At 71.1% G+C, this 15,148-nt stretch carries 16 protein-coding genes, 1 pseudogene, 1 CRISPR repeat array and 1 riboswitch; of the genes and pseudogenes, 13 read left to right on the plus strand and 4 right to left on the minus strand.

Annotation, left to right across the window (positions count from 1 at the left end):
* Positions 1–870: 870 nt before the first annotated feature.
* The 3 genes from G339_RS0116290 to G339_RS41090 all read left to right on the plus strand — a co-directional run bounded on the left by G339_RS0116290 (position 871) and on the right by G339_RS41090 (position 3,394).
* Complete coding sequence (locus G339_RS0116290; protein ID WP_019632150.1) at positions 871–1,428, plus strand: hypothetical protein; 558 nt, start codon at positions 871–873, stop codon at positions 1,426–1,428.
* On the plus strand, positions 1,419–1,748 hold the full coding sequence (locus G339_RS37855) for a PCC domain-containing protein (protein ID WP_205625565.1): 330 nt from the start codon (positions 1,419–1,421) through the stop codon (positions 1,746–1,748). Before G339_RS0116290 ends, G339_RS37855 begins: the two co-directional genes overlap by 10 nt.
* Before the next feature lie 190 nt (positions 1,749–1,938).
* A CRISPR array of direct repeats spans positions 1,939–2,273; the repeat unit is 30 nt; unit sequence CGGCACACCCCCGCCTGCGCGGGGAGAACC.
* Between the two features lie 47 nt (positions 2,274–2,320).
* Positions 2,321–3,394, plus strand: a complete 1,074-nt coding sequence (locus tag G339_RS41090; RefSeq protein ID WP_420804493.1) for a hypothetical protein — start codon at positions 2,321–2,323, stop codon at positions 3,392–3,394.
* A gap of 6 nt (positions 3,395–3,400) precedes the next feature.
* Here G339_RS41090 and G339_RS41095 read toward each other — a convergent pair.
* Positions 3,401–3,595, minus strand: a pseudogene (locus tag G339_RS41095) (helix-turn-helix domain-containing protein); the annotation flags it as partial.
* A gap of 65 nt (positions 3,596–3,660) precedes the next feature.
* Between G339_RS41095 and G339_RS0116305 the strand changes: the two are divergent.
* The 4 genes from G339_RS0116305 to G339_RS41100 all read left to right on the plus strand — a co-directional run bounded on the left by G339_RS0116305 (position 3,661) and on the right by G339_RS41100 (position 5,872).
* Positions 3,661–3,999, plus strand: coding sequence for a hypothetical protein (locus G339_RS0116305; protein ID WP_157407747.1), 339 nt, complete (start codon positions 3,661–3,663; stop codon positions 3,997–3,999).
* 2 nt (positions 4,000–4,001) lie between these two features.
* Positions 4,002–4,937: an MvdC/MvdD family ATP grasp protein gene (locus G339_RS33975; protein WP_019632153.1), complete on the plus strand. Its 936-nt coding sequence runs from the start codon at positions 4,002–4,004 to the stop codon at positions 4,935–4,937.
* Positions 4,938–5,025: 88 nt separating this feature from the next.
* On the plus strand, positions 5,026–5,508 hold the full coding sequence (locus tag G339_RS0116315; protein WP_169514744.1) for a GNAT family N-acetyltransferase: 483 nt from the start codon (positions 5,026–5,028) through the stop codon (positions 5,506–5,508).
* A gap of 163 nt (positions 5,509–5,671) precedes the next feature.
* Entirely contained in the window at positions 5,672–5,872 is a 201-nt protein-coding gene (locus G339_RS41100) for a cold shock domain-containing protein (protein ID WP_420804495.1), read from the plus strand.
* Positions 5,873–6,034: 162 nt separating this feature from the next.
* On the opposite strand, the gene G339_RS0116325 is transcribed toward G339_RS41100, so the two are convergent.
* A complete protein-coding gene (locus G339_RS0116325; RefSeq protein WP_019632156.1) occupies positions 6,035–7,870 on the minus strand; it encodes an acyl-CoA dehydrogenase in 1,836 nt (611 codons plus the stop codon).
* A gap of 491 nt (positions 7,871–8,361) precedes the next feature.
* On the opposite strand from G339_RS0116325, the gene G339_RS0116330 reads away from it, so the two are divergent.
* From G339_RS0116330 to G339_RS0116350, 5 genes are all read left to right on the plus strand, one after another.
* A complete protein-coding gene (locus G339_RS0116330) occupies positions 8,362–9,693 on the plus strand; it encodes a UDP-glucose dehydrogenase family protein (RefSeq protein ID WP_019632157.1) in 1,332 nt (443 codons plus the stop codon).
* Between the two features lie 37 nt (positions 9,694–9,730).
* Positions 9,731–9,790, plus strand: a riboswitch (guanidine-III (ykkC-III) riboswitch).
* 32 nt (positions 9,791–9,822) lie between these two features.
* Positions 9,823–10,146 (plus strand): DMT family transporter, encoded by a 324-nt coding sequence (locus G339_RS0116335; protein ID WP_019632158.1) that lies wholly within the window; start codon positions 9,823–9,825, stop codon positions 10,144–10,146.
* Between the two features lie 91 nt (positions 10,147–10,237).
* Positions 10,238–11,020 carry a sporulation protein gene (locus G339_RS0116340; protein WP_019632159.1) on the plus strand — a complete coding sequence of 261 codons (783 nt, stop codon included), beginning with the start codon at positions 10,238–10,240 and terminating at the stop codon, positions 11,018–11,020.
* 61 nt (positions 11,021–11,081) lie between these two features.
* Positions 11,082–12,539, plus strand: coding sequence for a pentapeptide repeat-containing protein (locus G339_RS0116345; protein ID WP_019632160.1), 1,458 nt, complete (start codon positions 11,082–11,084; stop codon positions 12,537–12,539).
* A gap of 99 nt (positions 12,540–12,638) precedes the next feature.
* A complete protein-coding gene (locus tag G339_RS0116350) occupies positions 12,639–13,382 on the plus strand; it encodes an SDR family oxidoreductase (RefSeq protein ID WP_019632161.1) in 744 nt (247 codons plus the stop codon).
* Between the two features lie 63 nt (positions 13,383–13,445).
* Here G339_RS0116350 and G339_RS0116355 read toward each other — a convergent pair whose 3' ends face one another.
* Both G339_RS0116355 and G339_RS0116360 read right to left on the minus strand, forming a co-directional pair.
* Positions 13,446–14,054: a rhomboid family intramembrane serine protease gene (locus G339_RS0116355; RefSeq protein WP_019632162.1), complete on the minus strand. Its 609-nt coding sequence runs from the start codon at positions 14,052–14,054 to the stop codon at positions 13,446–13,448.
* A gap of 151 nt (positions 14,055–14,205) precedes the next feature.
* On the minus strand, positions 14,206–14,523 hold the full coding sequence (locus G339_RS0116360; RefSeq protein ID WP_019632163.1) for a WhiB family transcriptional regulator: 318 nt from the start codon (positions 14,521–14,523) through the stop codon (positions 14,206–14,208).
* Positions 14,524–14,675: 152 nt separating this feature from the next.
* Between G339_RS0116360 and G339_RS0116365 the strand changes: the two genes are divergently transcribed.
* Positions 14,676–15,134: a GNAT family N-acetyltransferase gene (locus G339_RS0116365; RefSeq protein ID WP_019632164.1), complete on the plus strand. Its 459-nt coding sequence runs from the start codon at positions 14,676–14,678 to the stop codon at positions 15,132–15,134.
* Positions 15,135–15,148 lie beyond the last annotated feature (14 nt).

The raw sequence follows: 15,148 nt of genomic DNA on the forward strand, positions 1-15,148 counted from the left end.
CCTGCGGACCACCCCCGCCTGCGCGGGGAGAACACTTCGCGACCTGCGCCTGAGCGAGCCCGTTACCGATTTGATACCGAAAGTGCGGCGGAAACTGTCGCTGTTTGTCAGTGGTCCTACGACGACAGGGACAGGCCGACACCGCTCTCAAGAGCGGATCTTGGGAACTACCGAACGCAGGCGCCAGCGATAGCCGGCGAGAAAGAGTTCGCCTCACCCGAGAACCAGCACCGCCGCCGACCAACGTCCCACCCGCCGCGCCCGACCAGGCGGCGGAGCCGACCCGGTGTTCTTGGGATCTGATTGCTGGATATGGAACCGCAAGAAAGAGCACCCGGACAACACCGCTCCCCGGGGCCACCGGAATTCCCGGTGGCGCACTTCCGCCTGCGCGAGGAGAACGACCCGTCCATCCACGACGTCATCGCCGCAGACAGACGACCCCCGCCTGCGCGGGAAGCCGCCCTCGGCGGCCCGGCAGGTGCGGGCCGCCGCCGGACGACCCGAAGACCGTGCAGCCCGCTCATCTCTGGTCCGCCGATACGAACAACACCGCAGACAAGGGCTCTGCGCCGTAGCCTGAGACATCGGGTCCTTCTCGGGATCGGAGCAGGTATGGCCGACGATAACGCCCTCGGAAGGCTCGTCGCGCAGTTGCGCACATCGCGGGGATGGTCGCAGACACGGCTGGCAGAGAAACTGTGCGCGTCGGCGGAGCGCGCCACGATCACGCGCCACGACGTGGCGAGATGAGAGCGCGGTGTCCGCGTTCCCGGCCCGTTCTGGCTCGGTCGGCTCGCCGACGCGCTCGACGTGCCGTTACAGACGCTGGAGGCCGCCCGCGTGAGACGACGCCACTTCCTCGCCACCATGTCGGCTCTCAGTGGCGCAGCCGCCACCGGCGTCGGCACCGGCACCGCACACGGTGTTGAACACGTCGCAGCCGACCTGTTCTCCTCCATCGCCGGCGGCGACCCGGGGCCGTTGGGGCTGGCGCAGACCTCCCACCGGACCGACCTGGCCGTGTCCGCGCTCGCGGTGCGGGACCGGCCCAGCCTGCTCCGGCTGGCGCGCTGGGCAGCCGACGCGGATTCGCCGGTCGTCCGCGTCAACGCCGCCGGGGTCGGCGCCAAGACCCGCTCTGAGCTGGTCGAGGACGTCCCGGTCCTGCTCGCCCGGGACGCCGACGTCCGGCGCCTGTACGTTCGGGCCGTCGCCGTCCGGGTCGGCGCGAGCCCGACCGCGCTCGCGGCCGAGTTGCGCAACGCCCGCGACGCCGGCGCCCGATCGTGCGCCGCGCACCTGCTGGTCCGCGACAACGCACCGCACGCCCGGCACGCGCTGGCGTCGGCCCTGCGCGATGAACCGGTGCGCGAGAACGTGCGCGCCTACGCTCTGCTGCTGAACGGGGATTCGCCGTGCATGTGATCCACATCGACCAGGGGCCGCTGATCGCCACGCTCACCGAGCGGCTCGCCGACCTCGGCGTCACCTCCGCCGCGATCGTTTCCCTGATCGGCGCCGTCGACGAGTTCACCGTCTCGACCATGCCCGCCGACGACGCCTCCACGGACATCGTCACCACCTACACCCGCCCCGCCGAGATGCACGGCGCCGGCGAGGTCGTCAACGGCGAACCCCACCTGCACGTCACGATGGCCATCGAAGGCGACCAGGGCATCGCGGGCCACCTGCACGAGGCCGAAGTCGGCCACTGGTTCGCCCGGGTCTACGTTTTGCCGACGTAGTTCCGCGCAGCCGATGACGGCACCGACATCTGCTGGCCCACAGCACGGCCCCTCCCGAACGAACGCACGCGCGGGATCGTGGTGACGTAGGAACGACCCGACAGCCAGGCCCTTCAACCGGCCGAACGCAACGCGATGTTCAGCAGCAGCGCGACGGCGTGTCCTTGGCCAGCGCCGGGACCATACTCTTCGGCACATCCCCGCTTGCGCGGGGAGAACAGCAGCCGGTCCCGCGCCTGCATCCACGCCTTCGGCACACCCCCGCCTGCGCGGGGAGAACCCCACCCGCCCGTCCCTGATCCAGCGCTGGAACGGCACGCCCCCGCCTGCGCGGGGAGAACTGCCCGAGCAGCTTGCCGAGCGTGTCGGCGAGCGGCACACCCCCGCCTGTGCGGGGAGAACCTCCCCAACTTCACCTCACAGACCAGGCAGAACGGCACACCCCCGCCTGCGCGGGGAGAACCAGGGTGTTCTCTGTGAGCCTCTCCCCCTGCCCGGCACACCCCCGCCTGCGCGGGGAGAACCTACCGGCTGAGCCGGTCGGTGAGCATGCGGACTTCCCCGACCCGGCCGTGGTCGCGTGCGAGTGCGTCGGCGATGCGGCGGATCGAGCTGCGGTCGCGGACCTCACCGGCCGCGTATTCGTGGGCTTCGAGGAGGTGCCGGGCGGTCTCGGCGGGACGGTCACGCTGCCACCACGCCCGCGCAAGGTCGGTGTGCAGCCGCGCCTTGCGCTCCGGCGTCGGGAACATTGCGGCGTCAAGGCCGGCGCCGACGTTCAACGCCCGACCCGAGTCGCCGAGTGCCCAATGCACACCGACCTCGTACAGCGTCACCTGCGCGCGCGTCAACGCGGGCCGCGCTCCGCGTGCGGCAACGTCGGGCAGATGGTGACGGGCGACGCTGCGCGCCTCTCCGATCAGCATGAGCGCGTCGTCGCGGCGGTCGGCCTGCGCGGCGTTGTAAGCGCACGTGCAGAGGGTCTGCGCGAGCGTCGCCGCCGCCCGCGGAGTGTCGATCCCCTTCGCTTGGACGCGCCCGGCCGCCCGCAACGTGACCTGGTGCGCGATCCCCTGGCGGCCCTCATGCCGCAGGACGATCCCCAGCGCGCGGCTCGCCTCGGCCATCGCGACCGCGTCCTCGGACCGGCGCGCGTACCCGACCGCGCGGTCGGCGGTGATGCGGGACGCGGGCTTCGCCCCGACCTTGCTGAGCGCGTCGGCCGCGAACCCGTAGGCGGCCGAGGCGAGCGCGTGGACGCCCGGCGCGTCGAAGTGTTCGGGAGCCTGCTCGGCGACGGCAAGCAGGCGGGGGAGCCCGTCCACGACCTCGACGAGCCGCCCGGCGTCGTACCGGTCGCGAAGCGCGTTCAGCCGCGCGGCGAGCTGCGCGGCCGACACTGCCCCGCCGGGGTCGGGCGTGAGGGCGAGCGCGTCGTCGACGCGGGCGAGGGACGCGATCGGGACCACGGCCCCGGCGGCGGTCAGGAACGTGCGGCGACGCAACGGGTCCTCCTCGGCGGGCCCTGCCGGGCCGTTCGGGTGCGGGTCACGCGCCACCACCGTAGCTGCAGGTCGGCCCGCCACGCCCAGCAGAGCGGCGACCACCCCCGGCGGCATCCCGATCGCGTCCGCGACGACCCGTAACCGGGCGACGTCCACGCCTTGGTGACGGCCGGTCTCGACCCGGGACAGCGTCGACCTCGACATCCCGGCCCGCGCGGCGACGTCGGCCTGGCGGAGCGCGCGGTGCTCGCGGGCGAGGCGCACGACCGTCCCGAACTCGCCGGATCGGATCGCGGCCTTGATCGGACCTGATCTCCAGAAGTGCTCGTCGCCCATGACCATCCGAATGACCCGAAGGGGAGAGGCGTGCCCACGGTAACCGGCTCGACACCGCTTGTGGAGATCGTGTGCAGAAACTGCACGCGGTGCGAATCCTGCACACGATCACGCCGATCCGCGCCGCTGTGGGTGATTCTGCCGTTGTCGGCGCCGCTCCGGCGCCCGAACCTCTCGGGAGGACACCGATGACGCAGACCATCGTCCCGTTCGGCCTTACCCGGCAGGCCCCGCTGCCGCCGTTCACGATGCCCGACCTCGTCTACGACCCCGTCGCCCAGATCAACCGGATCGGTTCCCTCGACGGGCCGGCTCTGGCCGACAGCGTCGAGCTGATGCCCAAGACAACCGAAACGTACAAGACCGGCACCAACCGCAACGACACCTTCTCCGACGACGTGGAGAGCTGACCATGGGCGGCACGGTGCTGATCGTCGCCCGCCCCGGCGACCCGTCGTCGGACCTGGTCGTCAGGGCGCTGCGGGACCGCGGAGTGCGGGTTGCGCGCTTCGATCTCGGTGATCCCGGTGTGCGCCTGACCGCCGAGCTGTCCGGTGGCCGGTGGGTCGGTGAGCTGGGTGACGGGCACCGTGCCGTCCTTCTGGAGGATGTGGTCGCGGTGTTCTGGCGGTGGCCGACGCGTGCGGCCGGTGCTCCGGCGGTCAGCGACCCGGCCGCCCGCCGCTGGGCCGGACGCGAGGACTCCGAGGCTTTGCACGGCGTGCTACGGACGCTGCGCGTCCGCTGGATCAACCACCCCGACCGCGTCGCGGTCGCGAACTCCAAACCGCTGCAACTCGCCGCCGCGCACGCCGCCGGACTCACCGTCCCCGCCACGCTCATCACCAACACCGCGCGTTCGGCACGACACTGGTCAGCGGACGGACGCGCCCTGTACAAGGCGTTCTACGCCAACGGCCCCGACGACACCGCCATGATCTACGCCGGACCGGTCGCACCGGCCTCGATCCCACCCCAACTCCACGCCGCGGGCACCTTCCAACGGATCATCAACGGCGATCACATTCGCGTCACCGTCGCCGGTCCGCGGATGTTCGCCGTCAGCATCCATGGCGCGACCCGCCTCGACTGGCGCGGCCACCGCGACGTCACCTACACGCCCGTCGAGATCCCTGCCCCGGTTCAGGACCGCATCACCCGCTATATGACCGGGCTCGGCCTGGAATACGGAGCATTCGACTTCATCCGCCGCACCGACGACTGGGTGTTCCTCGAATGCAATCCCACCGGAATGTGGGGATTCGTCGAGTTCGGCACGGCAATGCCGATCACCGACGCAATCGCCGGGCGACTCCTCGACCCACTGGACCCGAAACCGCAGCGATGACAGGCTGGCACGCATGCCGACCACACGCCCCTCAACTGCTTTCCTCGCCTCCCCTCACGAGAAGTACGAGGACGCTTTCTTGGAAGCGATGGCCGACTACGCCGCCGCCGGGGAGGAGCCCGACGCCGATGGCCTGCCCCTGGACGACCTGCGGCTGGGGAACCTCGGCCCGTACACGACGAGCCTATGCGTCAACGACGGAACCCGCTACGGCGTCGACCCGCTCCGCCCCTCGGTGTGGTGGTACCTCACAGGCCCGAAGGGCGACCACGACTACCTGGGCCGAATGGCGATCCGCCACGAACCGGTCAACGACATCCTCGGCGAGGCCGGATCGCAGCTATGGATCTCAGTACGCCCCTCAATGCGCCGCCTGGGCGTCGGAACAGCAATGCTGACCGCCGCGATCCCGCTCGCCCGAGCAAACGGCGTGCCCCACCCAAGAATCGAAGTCCGCTGCAACAACACCGCCGCACAGCACTTCCTGGAACACCTCGGCGCCGAACGAGTGCGAGTTCCCCGCGCGGCCCGCGCAGGCCGTATCCGCTACGTCCTACCCGAAGCTCCCTAACCTTACCTGCGGATTCCCGGCCGTGACCCCGAACGGACCACCCCGCCTGCGCAGGGAGACATGATCTTGTGGACCTGCTCAGGAGCTACGGCGAGTGGAAGCGCTAATGAAGCCCGTCTCCGGTCGGAAGGGAATGAAGATGGCCGTTGTTCGTGGGACGGTCATGGAGTGGCACGCTGAGGAGGGTTGGGGAGTGCTGGCCGCTCCCGGGCTGCCGGAGATGTGGGTCCACTATTCCGTCATCGAGGCTCCCGGGTACCGCGCCTTGGCTGTCGGCGGAGCTGTCGAATTCACGTGGGAGTCGGCCCGGCAAGACGGGTATCGCGCGCGTGTGACCTGGGTGCGCGAATTTGGATCGTCCTGACGGCTCCGTACTGCCCATTCTTCGGGAGAGGCGCTCGTGGCGGCTCCCGACGGAGATGCGCGCGGCCGTCGGCGCTTCTGCGTCTGGCGGATGGAGAACGAGAACCCCGGAAACGGGAACGGCCCCGGCGGTGTGCGCCGGGGCCGTTCTACAGGACACAGGTCAGAACGCCTCTTCGGGGAGTTCCATCACGTCGAGGGTGGTCGCCTCGGTGATCGCCTTGTCGGCGGCGATGCGGGGGAGGACCGTCTGCGCGAAGAACTGCGCCGCCGTCACCTTGCCCGAGTAGAACGAGCGGTCGGCGTCGGAGACGTCGCCGCCGCCGAGCTTGCCGAGGGCCACCTCGGCCTGGCGCAGCAGCAGCCACCCGACGACCAGGTCGCCGAGCGCCAGCAGCAGCCGGGAGGTGTTGAGGCCGACCTTGTAGAGGAGCTTCGGGTCCTCCATCGAGCCGAGCGCCCACCCGATCATCGGGTTGAGGATGCCCTGCACGTCGTCGAGGGCCTGGTTGAGCAGCGCGCGCTCGTTCTTGAGCCGCCCGTTGCCCGCGTCGCTCGTGGCGAACGCCTTGATCTCCCCGGCGAGGGCCTTCAGCGCCTCGCCGTTGTCCCGGAGGATCTTGCGGAAGAACAGGTCCTGGCCCTGGATCGCGGTCGTGCCCTCGTAGAGGGTGTCGATCTTGGAGTCCCGGATGTACTGCTCGATCGGGTACTCCTGGAGGAACCCGGACCCGCCGAAGGTCTGCAGCGACTCCGCGCCGAGCAGCGCGTAGGCGCGCTCGGAGCCGAAGCCCTTGACGATCGGCAGCAGCAGGTCGTTGACCTTCTCGGCCAGCTCGTCCTTGCGGCCCTCGAACTCGGCGATCTGCACGGCGTCCTGGTAGGACGCGGTGAGCAGCACCAGCGCCCGCATGCCCTCCGCGTACGCCTTCTGGGTGAGGAGGCTGCGGCGGACGTCCGGGTGGTGCGTGATCGTGACGCGCGGGGCCGACTTGTCGGTCATCTGCGTCAGGTCCGCGCCCTGGACGCGCTCCTTGGCGTACTCGAGGGCGTTGAGGTAGCCCGTCGAGAGCGTCGCGATGGCCTTGGTGCCGACCATCATGCGCGCGTACTCGATGACGAGGAACATCTGCCGGATGCCCTGGTGGACGTCGCCCACCAGGTAGCCGACGGCCGGGTGCTTCTCGCCGAGGGTCAGCTCGCAGGTCGTGGAGACCTTGAGGCCCATCTTCTTCTCGACGTTGGTGACGTACGCGCCGTTGCGCGCGCCCAGCTCACCGGTCTCGACGTCCACGAGGTACTTCGGCACGAGGAACATCGACAGGCCCTTGGTGCCGGGGCCGGCGCCCTCGGGGCGCGCGAGCACCAGGTGGAAGATGTTCTCGGACATGTCGTGCTCGGCCGAGGTGATGAAGCGCTTGACGCCCTCGATGTGCCAGGTGCCGTCGGGCTGCTGGACGGCCTTGGTGCGGCCCGCGCCGACGTCCGAACCCGCGTCGGGCTCGGTCAGCACCATCGTCGCGCCCCACTTGCGGTCGAGGGCGATCTCGGCGAACTTCTTCTGCTCGGGCGTCCCGATGTGCCACAGGATCTGGGCGAAGCCGGGGCCGGAGGAGAACATGTAGACGGCCGGGTTGGCGCCGAGCACCTGCTCCGCGATGGCCCAGGTGAGGCTGCGCGGCGCGCCGGTGCCGCCGAACTCGGGGGAGAGGTCGACGCGGTACCACTCGGCGTCCATCCACGCCTGGTACGACTTCTTGAAGCTCTCCGGCATGGTGACTTCGCCGGTCTCGGGGTCGAACTTCGGCGGGTTGCGGTCGGCGTCGGCGAAGGAGTCGGCCAGCGGGCCCTCGGCGAGGCGGTTGACCTCGTCGAGGATGCTGCGCACGGTCTCCTCGTCCAGCTCCGCGTACGGGCCGCTGCCGAGCAGGTCCTGGCGGTTGAAAACCTCGAAGAGGTTGAACTCCAGGTCCCGGAGGTTGCTCTTGTAGTGCCCCATCGAACACTCCGTTTATCCGGCGGCGCGCTCGTGGCCCCGCGAATCGTACTGGTCAGTAACTCAACTTCATGCTACCCGCTGGTAACCGGCGCGCAACCCGCGGAGTCACCCGGATCGCGGACGGGGCGGGAGGGGGTGCTCCGAAAGGTAAGTGACGTACATCACATGCATACCGAACATGTTTCGGTTCGCGGCGGCTCCGGCGGGGTCATCTGCAACTTTCACCGGACGGCTCCGGAACGGGGTCGCGGCGGCCCGCCGTGCGCCGTCCGCGCGTGCTTGACGACCCCACCGGCCTACCGATAACACACATTTGTTCTTATTGCTGGTAAAACCGACGAACATTGCCGCCAGGCTCCAACGGCCCCGCACCGCCGTCGACGTCGGAGCGCCCGGCTCCGCGTTCCCCGCCACCCCGCACCGCACCGGGCCGGTCTCGATCACCGCCGGGCAGGTGTACGCACGCAAGCAGCGTGAGAGAGAGGACGGCCATGAGCTTCATCGACTCCCCGCGCCTCACCGTGATCGGCACCGGCTATCTCGGCGCGACCCACGCCGTCTGCATGGCCGCCCTCGGCTACGAGGTCCTCGGCCTCGACGTGGACGAGGAGAAGATCGCCAAACTCGCGTCCGGCGAGTCCCCCATCTTCGAGCCCGGCCTGCCCGAGCTGCTGACCAAGGCGCTCGACTCCGGGCGGCTGCGTTTCACGACGTCGTTCGCCGAGGCCGGCGCGTTCGGCGACGTCCACTTCATCTGCGTCGGCACCCCGCAGCAGGCCGGGTCCGACGCCGCCGACCTGACCTACGTGGACGCGGCCGTGCGCGGCCTCGCGCCCCACCTGGACCGCCGCGCGCTCGTCGTCGGCCGCTCCACCGTGCCGGTCGGGACGGCCGAGCGCCTCACCGGCGTCCTGCGCGACCTCGCGCCCGCCGGGAACGACGTCGAACTCGCGTGGAGCCCGGAGTTCCTGCGCGAGGGCTTCGCCGTGGACGACACGCTGCACCCGGACCGGCTCGTCTTCGGCGTCGCGTCCGACTGGGCGGAACAGCAGCTCCGCGCCGCGTTCAAGCCCGTCATCGAGTACGGGTCACCGGTAGTGCGCACCGACCTCGCCACCGCCGAACTGGTGAAGGTCGCCGCGAACTCCTACCTCGCGACGAAGATCTCGTACATCAACGCGATGGCGGAGATCTGCGAGACGGTCGGCGCGGACGTGAAAGACCTCGCCGACGCCCTCGCCCTGGACGACCGCATCGGCGGCCGGTTCCTCAAACCCGGCCTCGGCTTCGGCGGCGGTTGCCTGCCCAAGGACATCCGCGCGTTCGCGCACCGCGCCGAGGAGCTGGGCGTCGGGCAGTCGGTGTCGTTCCTGCGCGAGGTCGACAAGATCAACCAGCGGCGGCGGGCGCGGACCGTCGACCTCGTCGGCGAACTGCTCGGCGGCCGGGTCGCGAGCGCGCGGGTCGCCGCGTGGGGCGCGGCGTTCAAGCCGAACTCCGACGACATCCGCGACGCGCCCGCCCTCGACGTCGCCCGCACGCTGCACGGGCTCGGCGCGGACGTCCGCGTCTACGACCCGGCCGCGCTCGGCAACGCGCGCCGCGCCTTCCCCGAGCTGTCCTACGGCGAGTCCGCGCTGGACGTCGCGCGCGGCGCGGACGCCGTCGTGCTGCTCACCGAGTGGGCCGAGTTCCGTGAGATCGACCCCGACGCGCTCGGCGCGGTCGTCGCGCACCGCCGCATCGTGGACGGCCGGCACGTCCTGAAGGCCGAGCGCTGGCGGGCCGCGGGCTGGGAGTACCGGGCGCTCGGCCGCCCCTGACGGCGGGAACACCCGGCCGCGCCCGGCCGTTGACGCGGGCGAGGGCCATCCCTCCCGGACGAGACGCGCCGTACCCGGAACGCCAAGACGACGCGGACCCCTGTCGCCGTCTCACCGGGAGGCCCGCTCATGGCCTGGTTCCTCGTCCTCGCCGCCGGACTGTTCGAGGTCGCGATGGCGCTCTCGCTCAAGGCGAGCAAGGGCCTGTCGGTCCTGTGGCCGTCGCTGTCATTCCTGTTCTTCGCCGTCGCGAGCTTCGGGCTGCTGTCGCTGGCGCTCAAGCGGCTCGACGTCGCGACGGCGTACGCGGTGTGGGTCGGGATCGGCGCGGTCGGCACGGCCGCCGCCGGGATGCTGGTGTTCCACGACGCCGCGTCGCCGCTGAAGATCGCCGCGCTGGCGTGCATCGTCGTCGGCGTCGTCGGGCTCAATCTGGCCGGGGGCGGCCACTGATCCGTGTTTGGAACGACTCACCCGGAACGGGCGTCTATGTCGGTGCTGGCGCGCCGGACGGACGGCGCCCGTGAAGGGGAGTTGAGAGCACGTGGTCTTCAAGCGGCTGAGGCAGGCGATGGGCGTGGGCGGCCCGTCGATCGAGACCGTCCTGCACGACCCGAACACGCTGCCGGGCGGCGTCGTCACCGGCGAGATCACCATCATCGGCGGCGAATACGATTCCGACATCCTGGGCGTCAATCTCGCGCTGCGCACCCGCGTCGAGGTGGAGACGAGCGACAGCGAGTACGACACCAACCGCACGTACGCGAAGGTGCCCGTCTCCGGGCCGTTCAAGCTGGACGACGGCGCGCGGTACGGCATCCCGTTCCAGTTCCCGATCCCGTGGGAAGCCCCGCTGACGCACATGTACGGGCACCCGCTGCACGGCATGAACGTCGGGCTGTCCACCGAGCTGGAGGTCGCGCGGGCGCTCGACCCCGGCGACCTCGACCCGATCGCGATCCACCCGCTGCCCGCGCAGGAGCGCATCCTGGCCGCGTTCTCCAACCTCGGGTTCCACTTCCGCGGGGCCGACTGCGAGCAGGGGCACATCCACGGCGTCCACCAGGAACTGCCCTTCTACCAGGAGATCGAGTTCCATCCGCCGCACCACTACAACGGCATCAACCAGCTCGAAGTGACGTTCGTCGCGAACCCCCACTCGATGGAGGTCATCCTGGAGCTGGACAAGCGCGGCGGCCTGTTCACCGAGGGGCACGACGCGTTCAGCCGGTTCACCGTCGACTACGCGAGCGCGCAGCACACCGCGTGGGAGCAGGAGCTGGACGGCTTCCTGCAGCAGGCCGGACGCCGCCACGGCTTCTTCTGACGGCCTGTCCCGCCCGCCGGGACTTGATCACGGCGGGCGGGAACGCGTAGAAAGTGAGGCGATGCCCGAACCTCCCGGACTCAACGCCGCCGAGCGACGGCTCTGGTCGGCGTTCCCGTCCGGCGCGTCCGTCGTCCTCGGCGACGACCTGCCCGCCGGGCCCGACCCCGACCGGATCGTCCGCGCCGAGATCATCGCGCGGCTGCTGCTCGGCGGGCGCGAGACGCGGCCCGGCGCGATCCCGGCGGTGCGGCTGCGCGGCGCGTACGTCGTCGGCGCGCTCGACCTCGCGGGCGGCACCATCGAGCACGAGCTGCGGCTGGACCGCTGCCGGCTCGTCGAGGCCCCCGACCTGTCCAACGCCGTCACCCGGCAGCTCCGGTTCAACGGGTGCCGGATGCCGGGGTTCGACGGCGGCGGGCTGCGCGCGGACGGCTATCTCAGCCTGTCCGGGTCGCGCATCGACGGCTCGCTGCGGCTGCCGCGCGCGCAGCTCTCCGGCGGGCTGCGGATGAACGGGTCCGTGATCACCGCCCGCAGCGAGGAGGAATGGGCCGTCTTCGCGGGCGCGCTCGTGGTCGAGGTCGGCTGCTACGCGCGGAACGCGGAGATCACCGGGGGCGTCCGGTTCGTCGGTGCGCGGATGAACGGCGGCCTGTTCATGGAGGGCGCGACGCTCCGCAACCCGGGGCGGCTCGCGCTGGACGCGCAGAGCATGGTGGTCGAGGACGCGGCCGAGTTCAGCGGCGGGTTCACCGCGCTCGGCACCGTCCGCATCCGCAACGCCCGGTTCACCGGGATCGTCTCGTTCTCGCGGGCCGTCCTGGACTCCGGCGACCCCGCGCGGATGGCGCTGCACGCCAGCCACATGACCGCCGACGAGCTGATGCTGTGGCCCGAACGGCGCATCGAGGGACGCGTCTCGCTGTCCTACTCGCGGATCTCGCTGATCATGGACCACCCGTCCGTCTGGCCCGACGAGCTGTACCTCAACGGCCTCACCTACGAGACCCTGCGCGGCGGCGAGTTCAAGGACCGGCTGAGCTGGGTCAGCCGCGACCCCGAATTCCACCTCCAGCCCTACGAGCAGCTCGCCACCTGGTACCACGGCGTCGGCCACGACGACCTCGCGCGGCGCGTCCAGCTCGCCAAGCTCCGTGCGCGGCGGCGCAGCCTCAACCCCGTCGGCAAGGGCTGGAACCACCTGCTCGACTGGACGGTCGGGTACGGGTACCGGCCGTGGCTGGCGTTCGCGTGGTTCGGCGTCCTCCTCGCGGTCGGGACGCTCGTGTTCTCCCTCGACCGGCCCGGCAACATCAAGCCGCCGGACGAGCTGCCGCGCTTCCACGCCCTCATCTACAGCCTCGACCTGCTCATTCCCATCGACACGTTCGGGCAGCAGCAGTCCTACGACCCGTCCGGCTGGTCCCGGTGGGTCGCGTACGGGCTGGTCTCGGCGGGCTGGGTCCTCGCCACCGCGCTCATCGCGGGGGTCACACGCGTCCTGCGTCCGAACTGAACGCAGACCCGGCCGCGCCGCGGCTGAGACGGCCGGCTACGGATTCAAGACTCGGGCGGGCGTCGATCCCGGCGGGAACCTCCACCAGAATGGGGCGTCATGGGCACGTATCTGATCACGGGGGCGACGGGCGGCATCGGGACGGCCGTCGCGGGCCTGCTGCGCGACCGCGGCCACGACCTCATCCTCACCGGGCGGTCCGCCGACCGCCTCGCCGACCTCGCCGCGACGCTCGGCAAGGGCGCGCACGCGCGCACGCAGGCGTTCCACATCGGCTCGGCCGGAGCGGCGGGCGGGCCGGCGGTGCGCACGATCGCGCTGGACCTGTCCGAGCCGCGGCGGCTGGAGGCCGTCCTGGTCGACGCGGGGCCGCCCGCGCGGCTCGACGGCGTCGTCCACGCGGCGGGCGTCGTCCACCTCGGCGCGGTCGAGGAACTGGAGGCCGACGACTGGCTCGACCACCTCACCGTCAACCTCGTCGCCGCCGCAGAACTCACCCGGCTGCTGCTGCCCGCGCTGCGCGCCGCGCGCGGCGACGTGCTCTTCGTCAACTCCGGGGCCGGGCTGCGCGCCAACCCGCGCTGGTCGGCGTACGCGGCGAGCAAGGCGGGGCTGCGGTCGCTGGCGGACTCGCTGCGCGCCGAGGAACCGGAGCTGCGCGTCACGACGGTCTTCCCGGGGCGGACCGCGACGTCGATGCAGGCGAGCGTCCGGGCGCAGGAGGGCCGCCCCTACGACCCGTCCGACTTCGCGGACCCGAGGACGGTCGCGGGCGTCATCGTCGGCGCGCTGGAGACGCCGGGCGACTCGGCCGTCACCGAGATCACCGTCCGCCCCCACTGACGCCGCCGCCCGCTGCGCGGGCCGGGCGGTGAACGCCGACTCGGCCCCGCGGCGGACCGAGGGTCAGGCCGCCGCCCGGCGGCGCAGCGCCCACGCGGCGAGTACGCCGCCGACCAGTCCGAACAGGTGGCCCTGCCACGAGATGCGCGGATCGCTCGGCAGGACGCCGAAGATCAGCGTGCCGTAGATCGCGACGACCGCGACGGCGACCAGGATGTCCGGCAGCCGCCGCTCGAACACGCCCCGGCCGATCAGGTACCCGAAGAACCCGAAGATCAGGATGCTGGACCCGAGCGTGTTCGCCGAGCTGGTGAACCACACGCCGAGCCCGCCGACGACGATGACGATCAGCGACATCCACAGGAACTTCGCGATGCCCCGCCACGCGGCGAGGAACCCGAGCACCACGAACGGCACGGTGTTGCCCGCCAGGTGGTCGAACCCGCCGTGCAGGAACGGCGCGCTGAAGATGTCGGGCAGGTCGCCGACGTCGCGCGGCTGGATGCCGTAGCGGTCCAGCGAGTGGTCCGTGACCGCGTCCACCAGCTCCAGCACCCACATCCCGGCGGTGACGGCGAGGACGAGCACGGCCGCCGTGACGGCCCGCGCGCCCTGCGTCGCCAGTCCGGCGGAGCGGTTCTGGTCGGGAGCGGGTACCGGGGGGTAGCTCATGGGATCACCGTAGGTCGGAAGCTCGCGTGCGTCACCCGCTTCAACGGGCGGGGCCGCGCGAAGGTGCCCGCGGTGGTCGGCCCCGCGCGACCGGCGCGTCCGGTGGACGGGCCGCTGGGGAAGTCGGCGCGGGGCGGGCGTGGGGGACTGCTCAGGCGGCGTCGGCCGCGACGTCGCCGCGGACGACGATGGCGGGCAGCCGGCGTCGGGCCGGGGCCTCGGCGGTGCGGCGCAGCAGGCGGCGCTCCTCCGGGGTCGTCCCGCCCCAGATGCCGTCGGGCTCGCCGACCCGCAGCGCCCAGGTCAGGCAGTCGGCGGTGACGGGGCAGTTGGCGCAGATCCGCTTCGCCGCCCGCTCCTGCTCCCGCAGGATGGAGGCCGAGTACCCGATCGGGAAGAAGAGGTCGGGATCGGCGCCACGGCAGATGGCGTGGTCGCTCCAGTGTTCCTCGTTGCTCGGTGTAGGCATTTGACGTCTCCCTGCGGCGGTTCGCGCCGGGTGAGGTACGGGGTGGGCTCGTCTCCACATAACGTAGTACTACGACACGTAGTACTACAAGTCGCGGTGCGGAACCCGGTAGAACGTCCGGATAGCCTGTTGACGTGCGGCGTGATCGAGAAGTGACCTTTCGCGAGGCGACGCGGGACGACCTCCCCGCGATCGTCCACCTGCTGGCCGACGACCCGCTGGGCGCGACCCGCGAGTCCCCCGGCGAGGTCATCCCGGACGCCTACTTCGCCGCGTTCGCGGCCATCGAACGCGACCCGAACAACCACCAGATCGTCGCCGAGCTCGACGGCGAGGTGGCGGGAACCTTCCAGCTCACCTACATTCCGAGCCTCACCTACACCGGCGGCGAGCGCGCCCAGATCGAGGGCGTCCGCGTCGCCGCCGAGCAGCGCGGCCACGGTGTCGGGCAGATCATGATCGGGTGGGCGATCGAACAGGCGCGGGCGCGCGGCTGCCGCGTCGTCCAGCTCACGACGGACCGCCAGCGCCCCCAGACGATCCGGTTCTACCAGAAGATCGGCTTCCGCCCGTCCCACATGGGAATGAAGTACCACCTGAAAGACGACTGAACGCGACGGAGGAC

Origin of the sequence: Actinomadura atramentaria DSM 43919 (assembly GCF_000381885.1) — a bacterium.
GTDB classification, from domain to species: Bacteria; Actinomycetota; Actinomycetes; order Streptosporangiales; family Streptosporangiaceae; genus Spirillospora; species Spirillospora atramentaria.

Coding starts and splice junctions, on each gene's coding strand:
- G339_RS0116345 (WP_019632160.1), top strand. CDS start 11,082: ATGCCCGAACCTCCCGGACTCAACGCCGCCGAGCGACGGCTCTGGTCG.
- G339_RS0116315 (WP_169514744.1), top strand. CDS start 5,026: ATGGCCGACTACGCCGCCGCCGGGGAGGAGCCCGACGCCGATGGCCTG.
- G339_RS0116360 (WP_019632163.1), bottom strand. CDS start 14,523: ATGCCTACACCGAGCAACGAGGAACACTGGAGCGACCACGCCATCTGC.
- G339_RS33975 (WP_019632153.1), top strand. CDS start 4,002: ATGGGCGGCACGGTGCTGATCGTCGCCCGCCCCGGCGACCCGTCGTCG.
- G339_RS0116350 (WP_019632161.1), top strand. CDS start 12,639: ATGGGCACGTATCTGATCACGGGGGCGACGGGCGGCATCGGGACGGCC.
- G339_RS0116335 (WP_019632158.1), top strand. CDS start 9,823: ATGGCCTGGTTCCTCGTCCTCGCCGCCGGACTGTTCGAGGTCGCGATG.
- G339_RS41100 (WP_420804495.1), top strand. CDS start 5,672: ATGGAGTGGCACGCTGAGGAGGGTTGGGGAGTGCTGGCCGCTCCCGGG.
- G339_RS0116325 (WP_019632156.1), bottom strand. CDS start 7,870: ATGGGGCACTACAAGAGCAACCTCCGGGACCTGGAGTTCAACCTCTTC.
- G339_RS0116355 (WP_019632162.1), bottom strand. CDS start 14,054: ATGAGCTACCCCCCGGTACCCGCTCCCGACCAGAACCGCTCCGCCGGA.
- G339_RS0116290 (WP_019632150.1), top strand. CDS start 871: ATGTCGGCTCTCAGTGGCGCAGCCGCCACCGGCGTCGGCACCGGCACC.
- G339_RS0116330 (WP_019632157.1), top strand. CDS start 8,362: ATGAGCTTCATCGACTCCCCGCGCCTCACCGTGATCGGCACCGGCTAT.